Raw genomic sequence first — 16,422 nt, forward strand, 5'->3', positions numbered from 1 at the left:
CGCGGGGAGCTACGCGTCGCGGGGCCCGTCGACCGCCGGAAGTGTGAACTCGTAGACCAGCGCGTCCTGTTCGGCGTTCACCAGCAGATCGGTGATCTCCAGGGGACGGGCGTACTGGTCGTGCACGCGCCGGGTCACCCGCACCGAGGCCGCCGCCTTGCCCGGTCCGGTGATGGAGTCGCGGTGGTGCAGGGTCAGCCCCGCCCGGCGCATCCAGTCGTACACCCGCCGCAGCTGTGCCGACGACGTACCGTCGGCGCGGTCGCGGTAGCGGGCCAGTTCCGCCACCTCGGCGAGGGCGACGGCCGAGAACGACGTCACGGCCGTCCGCCGGCCGTGCCCGCCGGGTGCGGCGGACTCGTACCGATGGACCAACGTCGGCCGCCGCGGCGCGAGTCCGAGCGCCGTCGCGTGCTCCGGCGGAGGTGTCTCCCAGGTCACGGTGGCGCGGTCGAGGGCGCGGGATCGGGCGGCGTGCGCGCCGAGCGGAAAGCAGAGTGACGGGAACTGCCCGACCGGCAGGCCGGGTGCCTTCGCATGGGTGCCGCGCCGGTCGGTGGCGACCAGGCCGTTGCGGCGCAGGACGCCGAGTGCCTGCCGTACCGTCTCCCGGCTCGCTCCGAAGCGCGCGGCCAACTGCCGTTCGCCCGGCAGCCGTTCACCGGGCGGGATGGTCCCGTCGCGGATCGCCGCGAGCAACTCCGAGGCGATCCGCGCGTACAGAGGTTCGAGGTCGGGCGGTGTGGTGCTGCGGGCCATGTCCGTGCTCCCCTTGTGACGAGACGTAGCCGTGCGGGCCGTGGTGGGTCCGCGCCCCGGAGCCCTGGTCATGGGCCCGGCGGGCGCGGTCCTTCTGTGCGGGACCATCTCTAGCATTGGTCTAAACCATGCTGGAAGTGGGTCTCGGCGGGTCGGCCGATTTCAGGCCGAATACAGTCCGTGAACCCACCCACGACGGAACGCCCGGACACCGCACCCGGCGCCCCTGGACCCCGCCCCGCGACCACCTCGCCGGAGCGTCAGCAGTACGCGGGCAGCCAGGCCAGCTTGACCGCTTCCTGGTACGGGCCGCCGCCCTCGTGGTCGTTGAAGTCGTACACCTCGATGGCCTTGTCGTCGTGCTGCCACGCGTTGAAGGCCGCGAAGACCGTCGACGGGGGACAGGTCTGGTCCTCCAGGGCCGCGGAGAACAGGGCCGGTGCCCGCCCGCGCGCCGCGAAGTGCACCCCGTCGAAGTACGACAGCGTGCGCAGCACCTCCTCGGTGCGCCCGCGGCGCGTCTTGAGGTAGTTGCCGATCTCCCGGTACGGATCGCGGTCCGTGAGTCGCGTGGCGCGCGGATAGTCACAGAGGAACGGCACGTCGGGGGCGACCGCCACGAGATCCGGCACCAGGCCGCCCACCGCGATCGAGATGCCGCCGCCCTGGCTGGTGCCCACCACCGCGGTGCGCGAGGCGTCGACGAGCGGATGGGAGCGGGCGGCCTCCACGGCCCGCACGCCGTCGGTGAACACCCGTCGGTAGTAGTAGTTCTCCGGGGCGTCGATGCCGCGCGTCATGAACCCGGGGTACGCGGGCACGCTGCCCACCGGGTCGGGGGTGTCACCGCCGCCGCCCCACGCGCCGCCCTGGCCCCGGGTGTCCATCACGAAGTGCGCGTAACCGGCCGAGGCCCACAGCAGGTGCGTATGCGAGAGGCCGCGTCCGCCGCCGTAGCCGATGAACTCCACGACCGCGGGCAGCGGCGCGTCGGCCCCGGCGGGGAGGGTCAGCCAGCCCCGCACCGGGTGACCGCCGAACCCGGCGTACGTGACGTCGTACACCGTGACGTTCCGCAGGTGCGCCTTGACCTGCTCGAAGCGGGCGCCCAGGCCGTGCTCGCGCGCCTCCCGCAGCGTCTTGTCCCAGAAGGCGTCGAAGTCCTCGGGCTCGACGGACGCGCTGCGGTAGTCCCGGAGCTGATCGAGAGGAAGGTCGAACAAGGCCATGGAAGACCGCCTTTGCTACGAATGAGGGTGCGGGCGATCACACCGTACGGGTGCGGTCCGAAGGCCGCCAGATCATGCCCGGTGCCGGGCCCATTCGGGTCCCGTACGGGCCCACTCCCGCTCCCACTCGGCCATCCGGCGCCGGGTGGCGGCCCGCCGCACCAGGGCGTGCGCGGCCAGGACGCCGGCCACGGCCAGCCCGGCACCGCAGGCGCCCACCGCCAGCGTGTGCTGCCAGACCACGGTGCGACTCGTCGGGGCGGGGACGATCCTGTCGCGGTCGTCCAGCCAGACGTACCTGTGGTCGCCGACCCTGGTGGCGGCGGACACCCGGGTCTCACCCGTGTGGGCACGCTCCCCGGGCCCGGTCCAGCGGACGGTCACGCGCTGGACCGGCCGCCGGTCGCTTCCGGTGGCGGGGGCGGCGGTGGGTGTGCCCTCGACGATCTCGGCGAGCACCCGGTGGCGCTCGGTCCGCTGCTCCGCCGCCGTGGCCCGCGCCCCTTCGTAGGCCCACCGTCCCAGGGCGAGTCCGGCCAGCGGCGCGCCGGCCCACAGCGCGACGGTGACGACCAGCACGGTCCACGCCTCCAGCACGTCCGAGCGGCGGCACAGCGGATTGTGCCGCTGCCGCCGCCCGGCCACCCGGGTCCGCTTCTCCCGCGTGCTCATGTCCCGTCTCCTCAGCACTCGCGACCGTCACTCAGGACGTACGACCGATCCTCGGTGCTCGGGGCCGTTCGCGCCGCCCCGGGCGACCGACGCTGATCGCCCCGGCCCTTCCGTGCCACGTCCTGACCGCCTGTACGTCTCTTCACCGCTGTATGTCGGCTGTATGTCGTCCATGTGCCCACAAGACGTCGAACGGACCCCTCCAGGGGCCGATTTGCCACTCCCGCCGACGGGACTTCGGTGAGAACGTCACGACACCGCCTCACACGGACGGTCCAACCCTGGGCCTTTTCACGACTGATCGGCGCCCCGTGTGGAACCCGCGTGCCACCGCTTCGGAACAACCGCTTCGGAACGTCGGAAGCTTCGGAACATCGGAACAGGAGTCCCTCACCATGGCCGAGGACCGCATGGCAGCGCTCGACGCGCACTGGCGTGCCGCGAACTACCTGGCCGTCGGTCAGATCTACCTGCTCGGCAACCCGCTGCTGGCCGAGCCCCTGAAACCCGAGCACATCAAGCCACGGCTGCTCGGGCACTGGGGCACCTCGCCCGGCCTCAACCTGGTGCACACGCATCTCAACCGTGTCATCGCCGAGCGGGACCTCGACGCGATCTGCGTATGGGGGCCCGGCCACGGCGGCCCCGCCGTCCTCGCGAACTCCTGGCTGGAGGGCAGCTACACACAGACGTACCCGGACATCACCCGGGACGCCGCGGGCATGGAGCGGCTCTTCCGGCAGTTCTCCTTCCCCGGCGGAGTCCCCAGCCATGTCGCCCCCGAGACCCCGGGCTCCCTCCACGAGGGCGGTGAGCTCGGCTACTCGCTCGCCCACGCGTACGGCGCGGCCTTCGACAACCCGGACCTGCTGGTCACCTGTGTGATCGGGGACGGCGAGGCCGAGACGGGACCCCTCGCCGGGTCCTGGCACGCCAACAAGTTCCTCGACCCGGTGCACGACGGCGCCGTCCTGCCCGTCCTGCACCTCAACGGCTACAAGATCGCCAACCCCACCGTGCTCGCCCGGCTGCCGCGCGCCGAACTCGACGAACTCCTGCGGGGCTACGGCCACGACCCCCTCTACGTGTCGGGGGACGACCCGCGCCGTGTGCACCGGGACCTGGCCGAGGCGCTGGACCAGGCGCTGGACCGCATCGCGGCCATCCAGCAGGAGGCCCGCACCGGCGGGAAGGGACAAGGCGGAAGGACGCAGCGGGGCAAGGGACGGGGCGGGAAGGGGCGGGGCGGGAAGGGCGAGCGCCCCCGCTGGCCCGTGATCGTCCTGCGGACGCCGAAGGGCTGGACCGGTCCCGCCGAGGTCGACGGCGAGCCGGTCGAGGGAACGTGGCGCGCCCACCAGGTCCCGCTGGCCGGCGTCCGCGAGAACCCCGAGCACCTGCGGCAGCTGGAGACCTGGCTGCGCTCGTACCGGCCCGAGGAACTCTTCGACGCCGAGGGCCGGCCCACCGACCTCGTCCTCGACTGCGTTCCCGAGGGCTCCCGCCGCCTCGGCGCCAACCCGCACACCAACGGCGGTCTGCTGCTGCGGGCCCTGCCCATGCCGGACCTGGCGGACTTCGCCGTCCCCGTGGACAAGCCGGGCGCCGGCACGCACGAGCCCACCCGGGTCCTCGGCGGCATGCTCGCCCGGATCATGGCCGACACGGCCGAGCGGCGCGACTTCAGAGTCGTGGGCCCCGACGAGACCGAGTCGAACCGGCTGGGCGCGCTGTACGAGGCGACGGGCAAGGCCTGGCAGTCCGAGATCATCGAGACCGACGAGCACCTGGCCCGCGACGGCCGCGTACTGGAGGTGCTGTCCGAACACCTCTGCCAGGGCTGGCTGGAGGGCTATCTCCTCACCGGACGGCACGGCCTGTTCTCGTCGTACGAGGCGTTCGCGCACATCGTCGACTCGATGGTCAACCAGCACATCAAGTGGCTCAAGACGGCACGGGAGCTGCCGTGGCGCGCGCCCCTTGCCTCCCTCAACTACCTGCTGACCTCGCACGTGTGGCGGCAGGACCACAACGGCTTCTCGCACCAGGACCCGGGCTTCGTCGACCACGTCCTCAACAAGAGCCCGGAGGTCGTACGGGTCTACCTGCCGCCGGACGCCAACACCCTGCTGTCCGTGGCGGACCACGCGCTGCGCAGCCGCGACTACGTGAACGTGATCGTCGCCGGGAAGCAGCCCTGCTTCGACTGGCTGTCCCTGGACCAGGCCCGCGCCCACTGCGCCCGGGGCGCGGGAATCTGGGAGTGGGCGGGCACGGAGGACGGCACCCGCGAACCGGACGTGGTGCTGGCCTGCGCGGGCGACGTGCCCACCCAGGAAGTCCTCGCCGCGGCAGGGCTGTTGCGCACCCACCTGCCCGACCTGGCCGTGCGGGTCGTCAACGTCGTCGACATCGCCCGGCTGATGCCGCGGGGTGAACATCCGCACGGCATGGCCGACTTCGAGTACGACGCCCTCTTCACCGCGGACAAGCCGGTGATCTTCGCCTACCACGGCTATCCCTGGCTGATCCACCGGCTGGCCTACCGGCGCACCGGCCACGCCCACCTCCATGTGCGCGGCTACCGGGAGTCGGGGACCACGACGACCCCCTTCGACATGGTCGTGCGCAACGACCTGGACCGCTACCGCCTGGTCATGGACGTCATCGACCGGGTGCCGGGTCTCGCCGTGCGCGCCACCGCCGTACGCCAGCGGATGGCCGACGTACGCACCCGCCACGGGGCCTGGATCCGCGAACACGGCACCGATCTGCCCGAGGTCGCCGAGTGGACCTGGTCGGACTGACGGCGAGAAACGAGTGCGGGTGTGGGAGCGGGCGTGCTCAGCCGAAGCGTTCGATCCGGATACGGTCCACCGGCTGCCCCGCGTCCACCAGCAGCCGCGAGGCGTGCTCGGCGAACCCGTTCGAGCCGCACACGAAGGCCTCCCAGCCGTCCTCGGGCGAATCGGCCAGCAGCCGCTCCACCTGTGCCGCCGCCACCCGGCCCACGGGCACGCCCTCGGGGGCGGCGCGCGTGAACACCGCGGTGGTCTCGGCGCCGTACTCCGACGCGTAGATCAGGTCCTCGGGCCCGCGCGCCGAGACGAGCAGCCGCAGCGGCACCGTCAGGTTCCGCGCGCGGTGGTGGCGGACCATCGACATCAGCGGTACGACACCGGAACCCGCGCCGATGAGGAGGGCCGGCCGGTCACCGGGCCAGGCGAAGAAGCCGCTGAGGGGGCCGCGCAGCTCGACCTCGTCACCGGGCTTCGCGACCGTGTGGAACCAGCCGGACACCTCGCCGCCGTCGACGTGGTCGAGGGTGAGTTCGACGTGTCCGCGGTCGTCGGGGGGTGACGCGATCGAGTAGTGCCGCTGGGCCACATAGCCGTCCTCGGCGCGCAGCCGCAGCATCAGGTGCTGGCCGGGCAGATGGCCCTGCCACCCGGGCACGGCGAACCGGAAGGTCGCCGCCCGCGCGGTCTCCCGGCGGATCTCCGTGAGGGTGGCGGGCTGCCAGGCGGCCGCGACCTGGTCGCTCACCGAGATCCGGCCGGGCACGGCGAACCGCGTCGGCGGCGTCCAGGCGGCCGGGTCGCCGGCCGGGTCGTCGGCCGTCGGGAACGCGGGAGCCGTCGTGGGCGTGTCGGCCGCCGTGGAGAGGCGGGCCGTGGAGGTCTCAGTCACCGGAGTAACGCTGCTCTTCCCAGGGGTCGCCGCGGTGGTGGTAGCCGTTCTGCTCCCAGAAGCCCGGTTCGTCGTGGTCCAGCAGACGGACGCCCGCGATCCACTTGGCGCTCTTCCAGAAGTACAGATGCGGCACGAGCAGACGCGCCGGACCGCCGTGCTCGGCGGGCAGCGGCCCGTCCCCGTACTCCCACACGATCCAGGCCCGTCCGCCCGTCAGGTCCGCGAGCGGCAGGTTCGTGGTGTAACCGGTGTGCGACCAGGCGACCGCGTGGGTGGCCTCGGCGGCCGGGCGGGCGCGGTCGAGGAACGCGTCGAGCGACACACCGGCGAAGCGCACGCCGAACTTCGACCAGCTCGTCACACAGTGGATGTCGCCCTCGTACGCGGACGGCGGCAGCGCGTGCGCCTCGTCCCAGGTCCAGGTGCGAGGTTCGGCGACCAGCCCGTCGAGGGTGAACGTCCACTCCGAGGGAGCCAGCTCCGGTGTGACCTCGGCGGAGAGCACGGGCCAGTCGTCGCGGGCGTCGTACTGGCCGGGCGGCAGCCCGTCGTTGTGGACGCGCGGACGACCGGCGAAGCCTCGGGTGACGTTCATGCGAGCGGTGCCTCCAGGCCGGCCGGACGGCGACCCTTGATCGTGGTGTACCTCGTCCACGGTACCGGCCCCGGCGCCGGGCTCCGTCCCGGGATCATTGCCGCCGTATGAACACTCGACCGCCCCGGGAATAGCGGCACCGGAGATCTTCCTTGCCGATAGTGCCCACCCGCAGTGCCTCATCGGCAGTACCCACATCGGTGTGAAGGAGAGTGACGGAGCGATGCCCAAGGCGTACGTCTTCACCCAGTACGGCGGTCCGGAGACCGAGGCCCTCGTCGAGCAGGAGCGGCCGAGCCCCGGTCCCGGCCAGTTGCTGGTCGCCGTCCGGGCGGCGGGCGTCAACCCCGTCGACTGGAAGCAGCGCACCGGCTATCAGCGGCCCGGCCAGCAGCCGCGTGCGCTGCCCGCGGTCCTCGGCAACGAGGCCGCCGGTGTCGTCGAGGAGACCGGCGAGGGCGTCACGGGGTTCGAGGCCGGTGACGAGGTCTTCGGCAACCCCGTCTCCGGCGGATACGCCCAGTACGCCCTGTTCCCCGTCGCGATCACCGCGCACAAGCCCGCCGGTGTCTCCTTCACCGACGCGGCCACCCTGCCCGTCGCGGCGGCCACCGCCTACGACGGCGTACGTCAGCTGGCCCTGCCGGCCGGTGCGACCCTGCTGGTCACGGGGGCGGGCGGCGGTGTGGGCGTCGCGGTCGTCCAGATCGCCCGCGCCGAAGGACTGAACGTCATCGGGGTGGCGAGCGAGGGCAAGAAGGACCTGGTCGAGTCGCTCGGCGCCGTGCACGTGCCCTCCGGCCGGGACTACCCCGAGGGTGTCAGGGCCGTGGCGCCCGAGGGCGTGGACGCGGTGTACGACCTGGTCGGCGGTGCGGTCCTGGAGGCCGCGGCCGAGCTGGTGAAGGACCGCGCGAAGCTGATCACCGCGGGCGGCAAGGACATCGTGGAGGGCCTCGGTGGCTCACCCGTCGTACGGGCCCGTAACGCCGCGGTGCTCGACGAGGTGGTCCGGCTCGTCGCCGACGGCACACTCGACCCCTTGGTGACGCGGACCTTCCCCCTCGAACAGGCCGGTGCGGCGCTGCGTACCGTCGAGGAGGGACACGTCCGCGGCAAGGTCGTGATCGAGGTCACCGCATGAGCGCGACGCCCGACTTTCCTTCATCCCCTTCCGTGCCCGTGCCCGTGCCCGAGGCCACGCCCCACGTCCTGGACAACCCCGCACGGGCCTCGTTGCTGGGCCCGCACGCCCACTTCGCCGAACGCCGCGGCCGGCTGCTGCGCTACCCCGTCGACGTGTCGCCGTGGCTGGCCCTGCCCGACGAGCTCGACGCCGACGACTGGGCGGACGTGGCGGCGCTCGCGGGGCCGGGCCAGGAGATCGCGCTGGCCGGCTACCGCGGTGAGATCCCCGACGGCTGGGAGGTGACGTTCCACGTGGACGGGGTGCAGTTCGTGGACGACGGCCTGGCCGCCGCGCCGGATCCGGAGGCGGTACCGCTGGGCCCCGCCGACGTACCGGAGATGCTGGACCTCGTCGAGCGCACCAGACCGGGTCCGTTCCTGCCGCGCACGGTCGAGCTGGGCACGTATCTCGGGATCCGCAGGGAGGGCGCCCTGGTCGCCATGGCGGGGGAGCGGCTGCACCCGCCGGGCTACACCGAGATCAGCGCGGTCTGCACCGACCCGGCCTTCCGCGGCGAAGGGCTGGCCTCCCGGCTGACCCTGGCGGTCGCCCATGGCATACGGGCCCGGGGCGAGATCCCGTTCCTGCACACCGGAGCGGGCAACACCCGTGCCGTGCGGCTCTACGAGTCGCTCGGCTTCCGGCTGCGGCGCAGGACCAAGTTCCTGTCGGCGCGGGTGCCGGAGCGGCTGGAGGGCGGACGGACGGTGGGGGTCGCCTGACGGGGCCCGGCGGTACGGGGACGAGGGGGCGTCGGAGTGGGTGCTGGAGGGGGCGTCGGTGGGGGTGGGGGGCGTCGCGGGGGCAGGCTCCTCAGCCGTCCGTGGGCGTGGTCACGGACGGACCTTCGCCCGCCGCGTTGTAGCGCAGCAGATACCCCGCGAACCGCCGCAGATCCTCCTCGGGCCAGCCCGCCAGCCGCTCGCGAAAGGCGATCCGGCGGCTTGCGGTCACCTGGGCGAGGATCTCCGTCCCGGCCGGCGTGAGGTGCAGCACCAGGACGCGCTGGTCCTGCGGGTCGGAGCGCCGCTCGATCAGCCCGGCGCCTTCGAGGGCCGACACCTGACGGCTCACCGTGGACTTGTCGAGGGCGTAGTGCGCGGCGAGGTCGGTCGCGCGGCAGCCGTCGTTCGTCTCCAGGTGGGCGAGGAGCGTGTAGGAGACCAGGGACAGCTCCGGGTGCATCCGTCCGGCCGAGGCGCGGGCGCGACGGGCGAACGCCGTCATCTCGTGGTGGATCGTCTCGATGGCCTCGATGGCCTCGATGGCCTCGATGGCCTCGATGGCCTCGACGGTCGCGTCGGCTCTGTTCACGGCCCTGCCCTTCCCCTATTGGTTGCACGGTACAACGAGGTCGTGGGGTGGGCAGGGCCGTGGGCGTGTAATGTTGCCGTCCGGCTGAGGACCGCCCCAGCCGTGAACGACCAAGGAGGTGAGCCCCATTACCGCTGTGTCAGCTCGGGTGCTCTCGCCTCAGGGCCTCACCGGCATCAGGTGACCTCGAGGGCGCCCTTCGGCTTCCCGAAAGGCTCTCGGCTTCCATGCCACCTTCTTACGCCCATGTCGTCACCGCGCTCCGGTCCGCGGGCTGTGTCTTCGCCGAGGACGAGGCGCGGCTGATCCTCTCCAGCGCCCGTACGGCGGCCGAACTCACCGCCATGGTGGCCCTGCGTGCCGCGGGGCGCCCCCTCGAACACGTCCTGGGCTGGGCCGAGTTCAGCGGTCTGCGGATAACCGTGGAACCCGGGGTCTTCGTGCCGCGCCGACGCACCGAGTTCCTGGTCCGCCAGGCGCTCGCGCTCGCCTCCGGGACGCCGGTCGTCGTGGACCTGTGCTGCGGCTCGGGTGCGGTGGGCGCCGCGCTCGTGGCGTCGCTGCCCGGCGCCGAACTGTATGCCGCCGACATCGACCCGGCCGCGGTGCGCTGCGCCCGCCGGAACGTCGGAGCGCTCGGCCGTGTCTACGAGGGTGACCTCTTCGCGCCGTTGCCGCGCGGGCTGCTCGGGCGGGTCGACGTCCTGGCGGCCAATGTGCCGTACGTCCCCACCGAGGAGGTGGGACTCCTGCCTCCGGAGGCCCGCGACCATGAGCCGCTCGTCGCGCTCGACGGGGGAGGCGACGGGCTCGATGTCCTGCGCCGTGTGGTCGCCGAGGCGCCGCGGTGGCTGGCGGCCGGCGGCAGTCTGCTGGTCGAGACGAGCGAGCGGCAGGTGGAGCGGGCGGTGGAGGTGTTCGCGGGGGCGGGGCTGGTGGCGCGGGTGGAGGTGTCGGGGGAGTTGTACGCGCATGTGGTGATCGGCACGAGGTAGCTCCGCTGGGTGGCGAGGTTCTTTGTCGTGCGGGTGTGTGGGGGCTGCTTGTGTGAGTCACGTTCGGGGTGCTTGTGCTGGTGGGCGGGGTGATCATCGGGGCGAGGTCGTCTGTCACTGTTGGACCTCGGTGTTCGCCAGGACGAGGAGGGTTCGCAGGAGGGTGGTCGTGTGACGGGTGTGCATGCGGACGGACCTTGGTGAGGCAGCGCCACGATTTGAGGTTCGCGAAGCCGTGTTCGGCGGCGGCGCGTTCGTGGTTGGGCAGGTGGTTCGCTGCTCTCTCCGCGTCGGTGAGCTGGTGGTTGCGGGTGGTTTTGCGGCCGGTGATGATCACCGGGTGGTCGTCGGGGTCGTCGTCCGGGCCGACGAATCCGAGATCGGCCAGGGCTTCGAGACCGGCCTCGCGCAGGTATCCGGCGATCTTGTTGTGGCGGGCGGTACGGTCAGGGACAGCTGCGCGAGACATGGCACCCGCAGATCTCACCCTCCCTGAAAACCCAGTACCAGTACGACAGCGCCGACCGGATCGTAAAACTGACGTCGCCCGGTGAACTGCCCTGGACCCTCACCTATGGCAACGTCGGAGACTCCGGCTCTGCAGCGGACGGCATGCTGCTCACCGCTTCGCGCAGCGGGCTCAAGCAGGGCACTGCGGATGTTCCAGAAGGTACCTCGACCACCTCAGTGGTCTACGACGTGCCGCTGACCGGAACGCTGGCCCCCTATCAGATGGGCGCCACGACAGTGCGCACGTGGGGACAGCTGGAATCCCCGACCGATGCGACCGCCGTCTTTCCACCCGACTCCGTACCGACCGCGCACTCCGGAGACAGCCTCACTTCTGGCGACTACCGGCGTGCCGGCGTGCACTATCTCGGTGTATCCGGTGAGGAGAGCAACAACGCAGCCCCTGGCGGCCATATCACCGCCCTGGAAAGCGACCGGTTTGGCAACACGGTCCGTGACCTGACGGCGTCCAACCGCGCCATCGCCCTGGGAATCACCGCCGCTGATCGGGCCGCCCAGGCCGATCTCGGCATCGCCCAACTCTCCAGCGACGAACGCGCCGAACTCTTGTCGACTCGTTGGGTCTTCGATGACAAGGCATCAGAGAGCTGGAAGAGCTGGGGCCCCTGCGCCGCGTCGATCTCAAGGCAGATCTGAAGTCTACGACTGGACCAGGGGAGCAGCGACCAAAACCGTTGAGGATCCCGGAAACCTCGCCATCGCGACCAGTACGGAATACGACACCCAAGGACGAGTGACCAAGCAGCTCCAGCCCGGCGCCACCGGCACCGACGCGGGTGCCAAGGTGACTCTCTACTGGTCCGCAACCGGCACCGGCACGTGTGCAGGCCGCCCCGAGTGGGCCGATTTGCTCTGCCAGACCAGCGCGGGCGTCGCGATTACCGGAGGCGGGTCCAACCCCACTGGGTTGCCCACCACGACAACCGAGTACGACTGGTGGGGAAACCCTGCCAAGGTCACCACCACCGCGAACGGTGTAACCCGCACCACAACCACAACCACGACCACCGACAACGCAGGCCGGCAGAGCAAGGTCACCGTGACGGGCGGACTGGGTCAGGCACTGCCCGGGCTACACCCTCGCGTAGATCAAGGACACCACCGGCGCCGTCACCGAGCGCACCTACACACACGACAGCGACTCCGCCCTCATCTACTCAGACGCCGTCACCGAGTCGATCCGCGGTCAGGTCACCACCCACGCCGGCTGGTCCGACCAGGCCTACCGCTATGACAGCGTGGGGCGACTCGTCGACTCCGGGTACACCTACGACGCACTCGGCCGGACGACCGCACAGCCAGGTAGCACCCTCGGCTACTACATCAACGACCTCATCTACCAGCAGACCACCGGAACCGACCGCCAGACCTGGCAGCTCGACGCGGCCCAGTGCCTGCGCTCGTGGACGGTCGAGACTGGCAGCGGCAGCAACTGGACCCAGACCGCGGCCAAGGTCAACCACTACGGGGACGACGGGGACAATCCCCGGTGGATCACCGAAGACACCGCGGCCGGTGCAGTGTCCCGCAACATCACCTCCGCCAGCGGCAGTCTCGCAGCCACCACCAGCAAGACCGGCGACATCGTCCTGCACCTGAACAACATTCACGGCGACGTGGCCCTGACAGCGCTCCAGCGAGACCACAGGCGGAGACGTCCTGATGGGCGTCCGTATGTACGCCCCGTCCTCCGGCCGCTTCCTGCAGACCGACCCCGTCTACGGCGGATCGGCCACCGCCTACGACTATGTCAACCCGGACCCGATCAACAACTACGATCTCTCCGGCCAGGCCTTCTACGTGCGCAAGTGCGGCACCGACTAGGGCTGGACGGGCTACACCTTCAAGTGCAAGTTCTACGTGACGAGGTGGAAGACTGAAGTCCTCAAGGACGACATCGCCACCATCGGTGGAGCCGGCGTCGCCTTCGCCGAAGCGTATCTGTGCACCAAACTCGGACACCCCGTTGCCATCGGCGCCTGCGTTGCCCTCGCCTGGGCCTACACCTGGTGGGCAGTGCACAACATCAACTCCGCGGTCAAACGCGGCGGATGCTTCACCTGGACCTTCGGAGCCACCGTCGGCTGGGGCGTGCACGGCTGGGCAGCACCGGGCAACGTGAGCATGAAGAACAAGTACTGCCGCAAGCGCCACCGACACCGCAGCAACCGACAGGAAAAACTGATGCGCAAGATGGTGGAAATATGAATCTCTCAGCTCGTTCTTCCGCCGAAGAGCAAGAAAGTGGAGTGGTATCTTTCAGGCCCGGAGTCACTCAACTCGCCCTTCCTGTCCTCTTAGGGATACTCGTCGGTGGAGTGCTCGTGTACGCGGCGCTCTCCGTCACCGAGGGCTCGCCGGAACTCGGAGTCTTGGACAGTTCATTTCAGCGGCGACAGTGGCCAGCGCGTTCATAGCACTTCTGTACCGACGCCACGGTGTGACCATGACCGAGGATGCGCTCATCGTCCACAATGACCGGCGGCAGCACATTCCGTGGAGTGACATTGTGCGACTGGAAGTGCAGCGCACGTTCGGCGTCAGCCGCGTCGCCGTGTACACCAAGGACGGGCGACGCACCATGCTCCGTGCCCCTATGTCTTTCATCGACAAGCAGTTTGACAAAAAAGCTGAACTTCTTATACGGCAGTGGACTGCGAAGCGCTGATCTGTAAACGTTTGGAGAATAAACACGACCCGGGGGGGCAACCGGCCGGAGTCCCGTCGTGGTCCTGCTGGACGGCACCCTCATCCGCACTCGGCGCCGCGCCGGGAAGGACAACCCGAAGAACTACAGCGGCAAACACAAGTCCCATGGCCTGCTGTTTCTCGCGCTGACCGACGAGCAAGGCAACGTGATCTGGATCTCGGCGGCGAAGCCGGGCCGGCCAGCGAATCACCACCGCCCGCCACAACAAGATCACCGGACACCTGCGCGAGGCCGGTCTCGAAGCCCTGGCCGATCTCGGATTCGTCGGCCCGGACGACGACCCCGACGACCACCCGGTGATCATCACCGGCCGCAAGGCCATCCGCAACCACCAGCTCACCGACGCGGAGAGAGCAGCGAACCGCCTGTCCAACCGCGAACGCGCCGCCGCCGAGCACGGCTTCGCGAACCTGAAATCGTGGCGCTGCCTCACCAAGGTCCGTCCGCATGAACACCCGTCACGCGACCACCCTCCTGCGAACCCTCCTCGTCCTGGCGAACACCGAGGTCCAACACTGACAGACGACCTCGCCCCGATGATCACCCCGCCCACCAGCACAAGCACCCCGAACGTGACTCACACAAGCAGCCCCGACCAGGCAATCCAGGATGAACTGACCTCATTGCGGGCTCTCCTTTTGCAACTAGTTGCATAAAGAGGGGCTCTTCGTCTAGAACAAGGGGACCGCATCGTGTACGGAGGGCCCCATGAGTCGTTATCCGCATCTGCTGAGCCCGCTCGATCTGGGGTTCACCACCCTGCCGAACCGCGTGCTCATGGGCTCCATGCACGTCGGTCTCGAAGAGGCCGAGCGGGGCTTCGAGCGGATGGCCGAGTTCTACGCGGCGCGGGCCCGTGGCGGCGTCGGTCTCATTGTCACCGGCGGCATCGCCCCCAACGAAGCGGGCCGGCCGTACGAGGGCGGCGCCAAGCTGACCACGCAGGCGGAGGCCGAACGGCACGCCCAGGTCACCGCCGCCGTGCACCGTGCGGGCGGGAAGATCGCGATGCAGATCCTCCACTTCGGCCGCTACGCCTACCACCAGGATCTGGTCGCGCCGAGCGCCCTCCAGGCACCCATCAGCCCCCACCAGCCGCGCGCCCTCACGGACGACGAGATCGAGCAGACCGTCGACGACTTCGTCCGGGCCGCCCGCCTGGCCCGGAGCGCGGGCTACGACGGCGTCGAGATCATGGGCTCCGAGGGGTATCTGATCAACGAGTTCATCGCCGCGCGGACCAACACGCGCGACGACCGCTGGGGCGGCTCGTACGAGAACCGCACACGCTTCCCCCTGGAGATCGTCCGCCGGGTGCGTGCGGCGGTCGGCGAGGACTTCATCCTCATCTACCGGCTGTCGATGCTGGACCTGGTCCCGGGCGGCTCCTCGCTCGACGAGGTGATCGCCCTGGCCCGGGCCGTCGAGGCCGCCGGGGCGACCATCATCAACACCGGCATCGGCTGGCACGAGGCCCGGATACCGACCATCGCGACCTCGGTGCCGCGCGGGGCGTACACCTGGGTGACCCGGAAGGTCATGGGCGCCGTGTCGATCCCGCTCGTCACGACGAACCGCATCAACACCCCCGAACTGGCCGAGCGGTTGCTCGCCGACGGGCACGCCGACATGGTGTCGATGGCCCGCCCGATGCTCGCCGACCCCGACTTCGTGAGCAAGGCGCGGGCCGGGCGGCCCGAGGCCATCAACACCTGCATCGGCTGCAACCAGGCGTGCCTCGACCACACCTTCAGCGGCAGGATCACCTCCTGCCTGGTGAATCCGCGGGCCTGTCACGAGACGGAGCTGGTCCTCGCCCCGACCCGCGTGCGCAAGCGCGTCGCCGTGGTAGGCGCGGGCCCGGCCGGCCTCGCCTGCGCGGTCGGCGCCGCCGAGCGCGGCCACCACGTCACGCTCTACGACGCCGCGGCCGAGATCGGCGGCCAGCTCAACGTGGCCCGCAAGGTCCCCGGCAAGCAGGAGTTCGACGAGACGATCCGCTACTTCCGCACACAGCTCCAACTGCACGGCGTGGAGGTCCGGTTGAACACGCCGGTCGCCGCCGGGGACCTCGCAGGCTACGAGGAGATCGTCGTCGCCACGGGGGTCGGCCCGCGCACCCCGGAGATCCCCGGCGTGGACCACCCCAGCGTCGTCGGATACCTCGACGTGCTGCGCGACGGCGCCCCCGTCGGGGACCGGGTCGCGATCCTCGGCGCGGGCGGCATCGGCTTCGACGTCGCCGAGTACCTGACCGACAGCGGAGACAAGGCGAGCGAGGACCCGGCGACGTACTTCCGCCACTGGGGCGTCGACATGGACTACCGGGCACCCGGCGGCCTCGGCACCCCCGAGCGGCCTGCCCCGCCGCGCAGCGTCCACCTCTTGCAGCGCAAGGAGACCAAGGTCGGCGCGGGGCTGGGGAAGACCACCGGCTGGATCCACCGCGCCGAGCTCAGGCACCGCGGCGTCACCATGGTCCCGGGCGTCCGGTACGACCGCATCGACGACGCCGGGCTGCACGTCACGGTCGACGGCGAGAGCTCCGTCCTGCCGGTCGACACCATCGTGCTCTGCACGGGCCAGGAACCGCGCCGCGACCTGTACGAGTCCCTGCGTGCCGAGGGACGCGACGTGCACCTCATCGGCGGCGCCGACGTGGCGGCCGAGCTGGACGCCAAGCGGGCCGTCAAACAGGGCACCGAGGTGGCGGCGGCGCTGTAGGCCGCCGGCGC

Annotated in this window: 15 protein-coding genes and 2 pseudogenes; 11 read left to right on the plus strand and 6 right to left on the minus strand. The window is 70.6% G+C overall.

Annotated features, from left to right (window positions below; all coding sequences use genetic code 11):
- Positions 1–9: 9 nt before the first annotated feature.
- From ACLVWQ_RS14640 to ACLVWQ_RS14650, 3 genes are all read right to left on the minus strand, one after another.
- A complete protein-coding gene (locus tag ACLVWQ_RS14640; protein ID WP_414109024.1) occupies positions 10–759 on the minus strand; it encodes a GntR family transcriptional regulator in 750 nt (249 codons plus the stop codon).
- Between the two features lie 260 nt (positions 760–1,019).
- Positions 1,020–1,988: an acetylxylan esterase gene (locus ACLVWQ_RS14645; protein WP_414109025.1), complete on the minus strand. Its 969-nt coding sequence runs from the start codon at positions 1,986–1,988 to the stop codon at positions 1,020–1,022.
- 72 nt (positions 1,989–2,060) lie between these two features.
- A complete protein-coding gene (locus ACLVWQ_RS14650; RefSeq protein ID WP_414109026.1) occupies positions 2,061–2,660 on the minus strand; it encodes a hypothetical protein in 600 nt (199 codons plus the stop codon).
- Positions 2,661–3,055: 395 nt separating this feature from the next.
- Here ACLVWQ_RS14650 and ACLVWQ_RS14655 point away from each other — a divergent pair, with 395 nt between their 5' ends.
- On the plus strand, positions 3,056–5,467 hold the full coding sequence (locus ACLVWQ_RS14655) for a phosphoketolase (protein WP_414109027.1): 2,412 nt from the start codon (positions 3,056–3,058) through the stop codon (positions 5,465–5,467).
- A gap of 37 nt (positions 5,468–5,504) precedes the next feature.
- Here ACLVWQ_RS14655 and ACLVWQ_RS14660 read toward each other — a convergent pair whose 3' ends face one another.
- Both ACLVWQ_RS14660 and ACLVWQ_RS14665 read right to left on the minus strand, forming a co-directional pair.
- Complete coding sequence (locus ACLVWQ_RS14660; protein ID WP_414109071.1) at positions 5,505–6,224, minus strand: ferredoxin reductase; 720 nt, start codon at positions 6,222–6,224, stop codon at positions 5,505–5,507.
- Positions 6,225–6,342: 118 nt separating this feature from the next.
- A complete protein-coding gene (locus tag ACLVWQ_RS14665; protein ID WP_414109028.1) occupies positions 6,343–6,948 on the minus strand; it encodes a sulfite oxidase-like oxidoreductase in 606 nt (201 codons plus the stop codon).
- A 223-nt stretch (positions 6,949–7,171) separates the two neighbouring features.
- Here ACLVWQ_RS14665 and ACLVWQ_RS14670 point away from each other — a divergent pair, with 223 nt between their 5' ends.
- On the plus strand, positions 7,172–8,092 hold the full coding sequence (locus tag ACLVWQ_RS14670) for an NADP-dependent oxidoreductase (RefSeq protein ID WP_414109072.1): 921 nt from the start codon (positions 7,172–7,174) through the stop codon (positions 8,090–8,092).
- Positions 8,089–8,859, plus strand: coding sequence for a GNAT family N-acetyltransferase (locus tag ACLVWQ_RS14675; RefSeq protein WP_414109029.1), 771 nt, complete (start codon positions 8,089–8,091; stop codon positions 8,857–8,859). Before ACLVWQ_RS14670 ends, ACLVWQ_RS14675 begins: the two co-directional genes overlap by 4 nt.
- A gap of 91 nt (positions 8,860–8,950) precedes the next feature.
- Here ACLVWQ_RS14675 and ACLVWQ_RS14680 read toward each other — a convergent pair whose 3' ends face one another.
- The gene (locus tag ACLVWQ_RS14680) at positions 8,951–9,364 is read right to left on the minus strand and encodes a MarR family winged helix-turn-helix transcriptional regulator (RefSeq protein ID WP_414109073.1); all 414 of its coding nucleotides are present in this window, start codon (positions 9,362–9,364) and stop codon (positions 8,951–8,953) included.
- A 314-nt stretch (positions 9,365–9,678) separates the two neighbouring features.
- On the opposite strand from ACLVWQ_RS14680, the gene ACLVWQ_RS14685 reads away from it, so the two are divergent.
- The 8 genes and pseudogenes from ACLVWQ_RS14685 to ACLVWQ_RS14720 all read left to right on the plus strand — a co-directional run bounded on the left by ACLVWQ_RS14685 (position 9,679) and on the right by ACLVWQ_RS14720 (position 16,411).
- Positions 9,679–10,446, plus strand: coding sequence for a putative protein N(5)-glutamine methyltransferase (locus ACLVWQ_RS14685; protein WP_414109030.1), 768 nt, complete (start codon positions 9,679–9,681; stop codon positions 10,444–10,446).
- Between the two features lie 184 nt (positions 10,447–10,630).
- A complete protein-coding gene (locus ACLVWQ_RS14690; protein ID WP_414109032.1) occupies positions 10,631–10,942 on the plus strand; it encodes a hypothetical protein in 312 nt (103 codons plus the stop codon).
- Positions 10,897–12,771, plus strand: a pseudogene (locus tag ACLVWQ_RS14695) (RHS repeat-associated core domain-containing protein); the annotation flags it as partial. The gene ACLVWQ_RS14690 and the pseudogene ACLVWQ_RS14695, both read left to right, overlap by 46 nt.
- 66 nt (positions 12,772–12,837) lie before the next feature.
- Complete coding sequence (locus ACLVWQ_RS14700) at positions 12,838–13,185, plus strand: hypothetical protein (protein WP_414109033.1); 348 nt, start codon at positions 12,838–12,840, stop codon at positions 13,183–13,185.
- A gap of 238 nt (positions 13,186–13,423) precedes the next feature.
- Entirely contained in the window at positions 13,424–13,645 is a 222-nt protein-coding gene (locus tag ACLVWQ_RS14705) for a hypothetical protein (protein ID WP_414109034.1), read from the plus strand.
- Positions 13,646–13,703: 58 nt separating this feature from the next.
- Positions 13,704–13,805 (plus strand): annotated as a pseudogene (locus tag ACLVWQ_RS14710) (IS5/IS1182 family transposase); the annotation flags it as partial.
- 127 nt (positions 13,806–13,932) lie between these two features.
- Positions 13,933–14,343, plus strand: a complete 411-nt coding sequence (locus ACLVWQ_RS14715; protein ID WP_414109075.1) for a hypothetical protein — start codon at positions 13,933–13,935, stop codon at positions 14,341–14,343.
- A gap of 52 nt (positions 14,344–14,395) precedes the next feature.
- A complete protein-coding gene (locus ACLVWQ_RS14720; RefSeq protein WP_414109036.1) occupies positions 14,396–16,411 on the plus strand; it encodes an FAD-dependent oxidoreductase in 2,016 nt (671 codons plus the stop codon).
- Positions 16,412–16,422: the final 11 nt, after the last annotated feature.

Source organism: Streptomyces sp. CWNU-52B (assembly GCF_047444975.1).
In the GTDB taxonomy this organism is placed as follows: Bacteria; Actinomycetota; Actinomycetes; order Streptomycetales; family Streptomycetaceae; genus Streptomyces.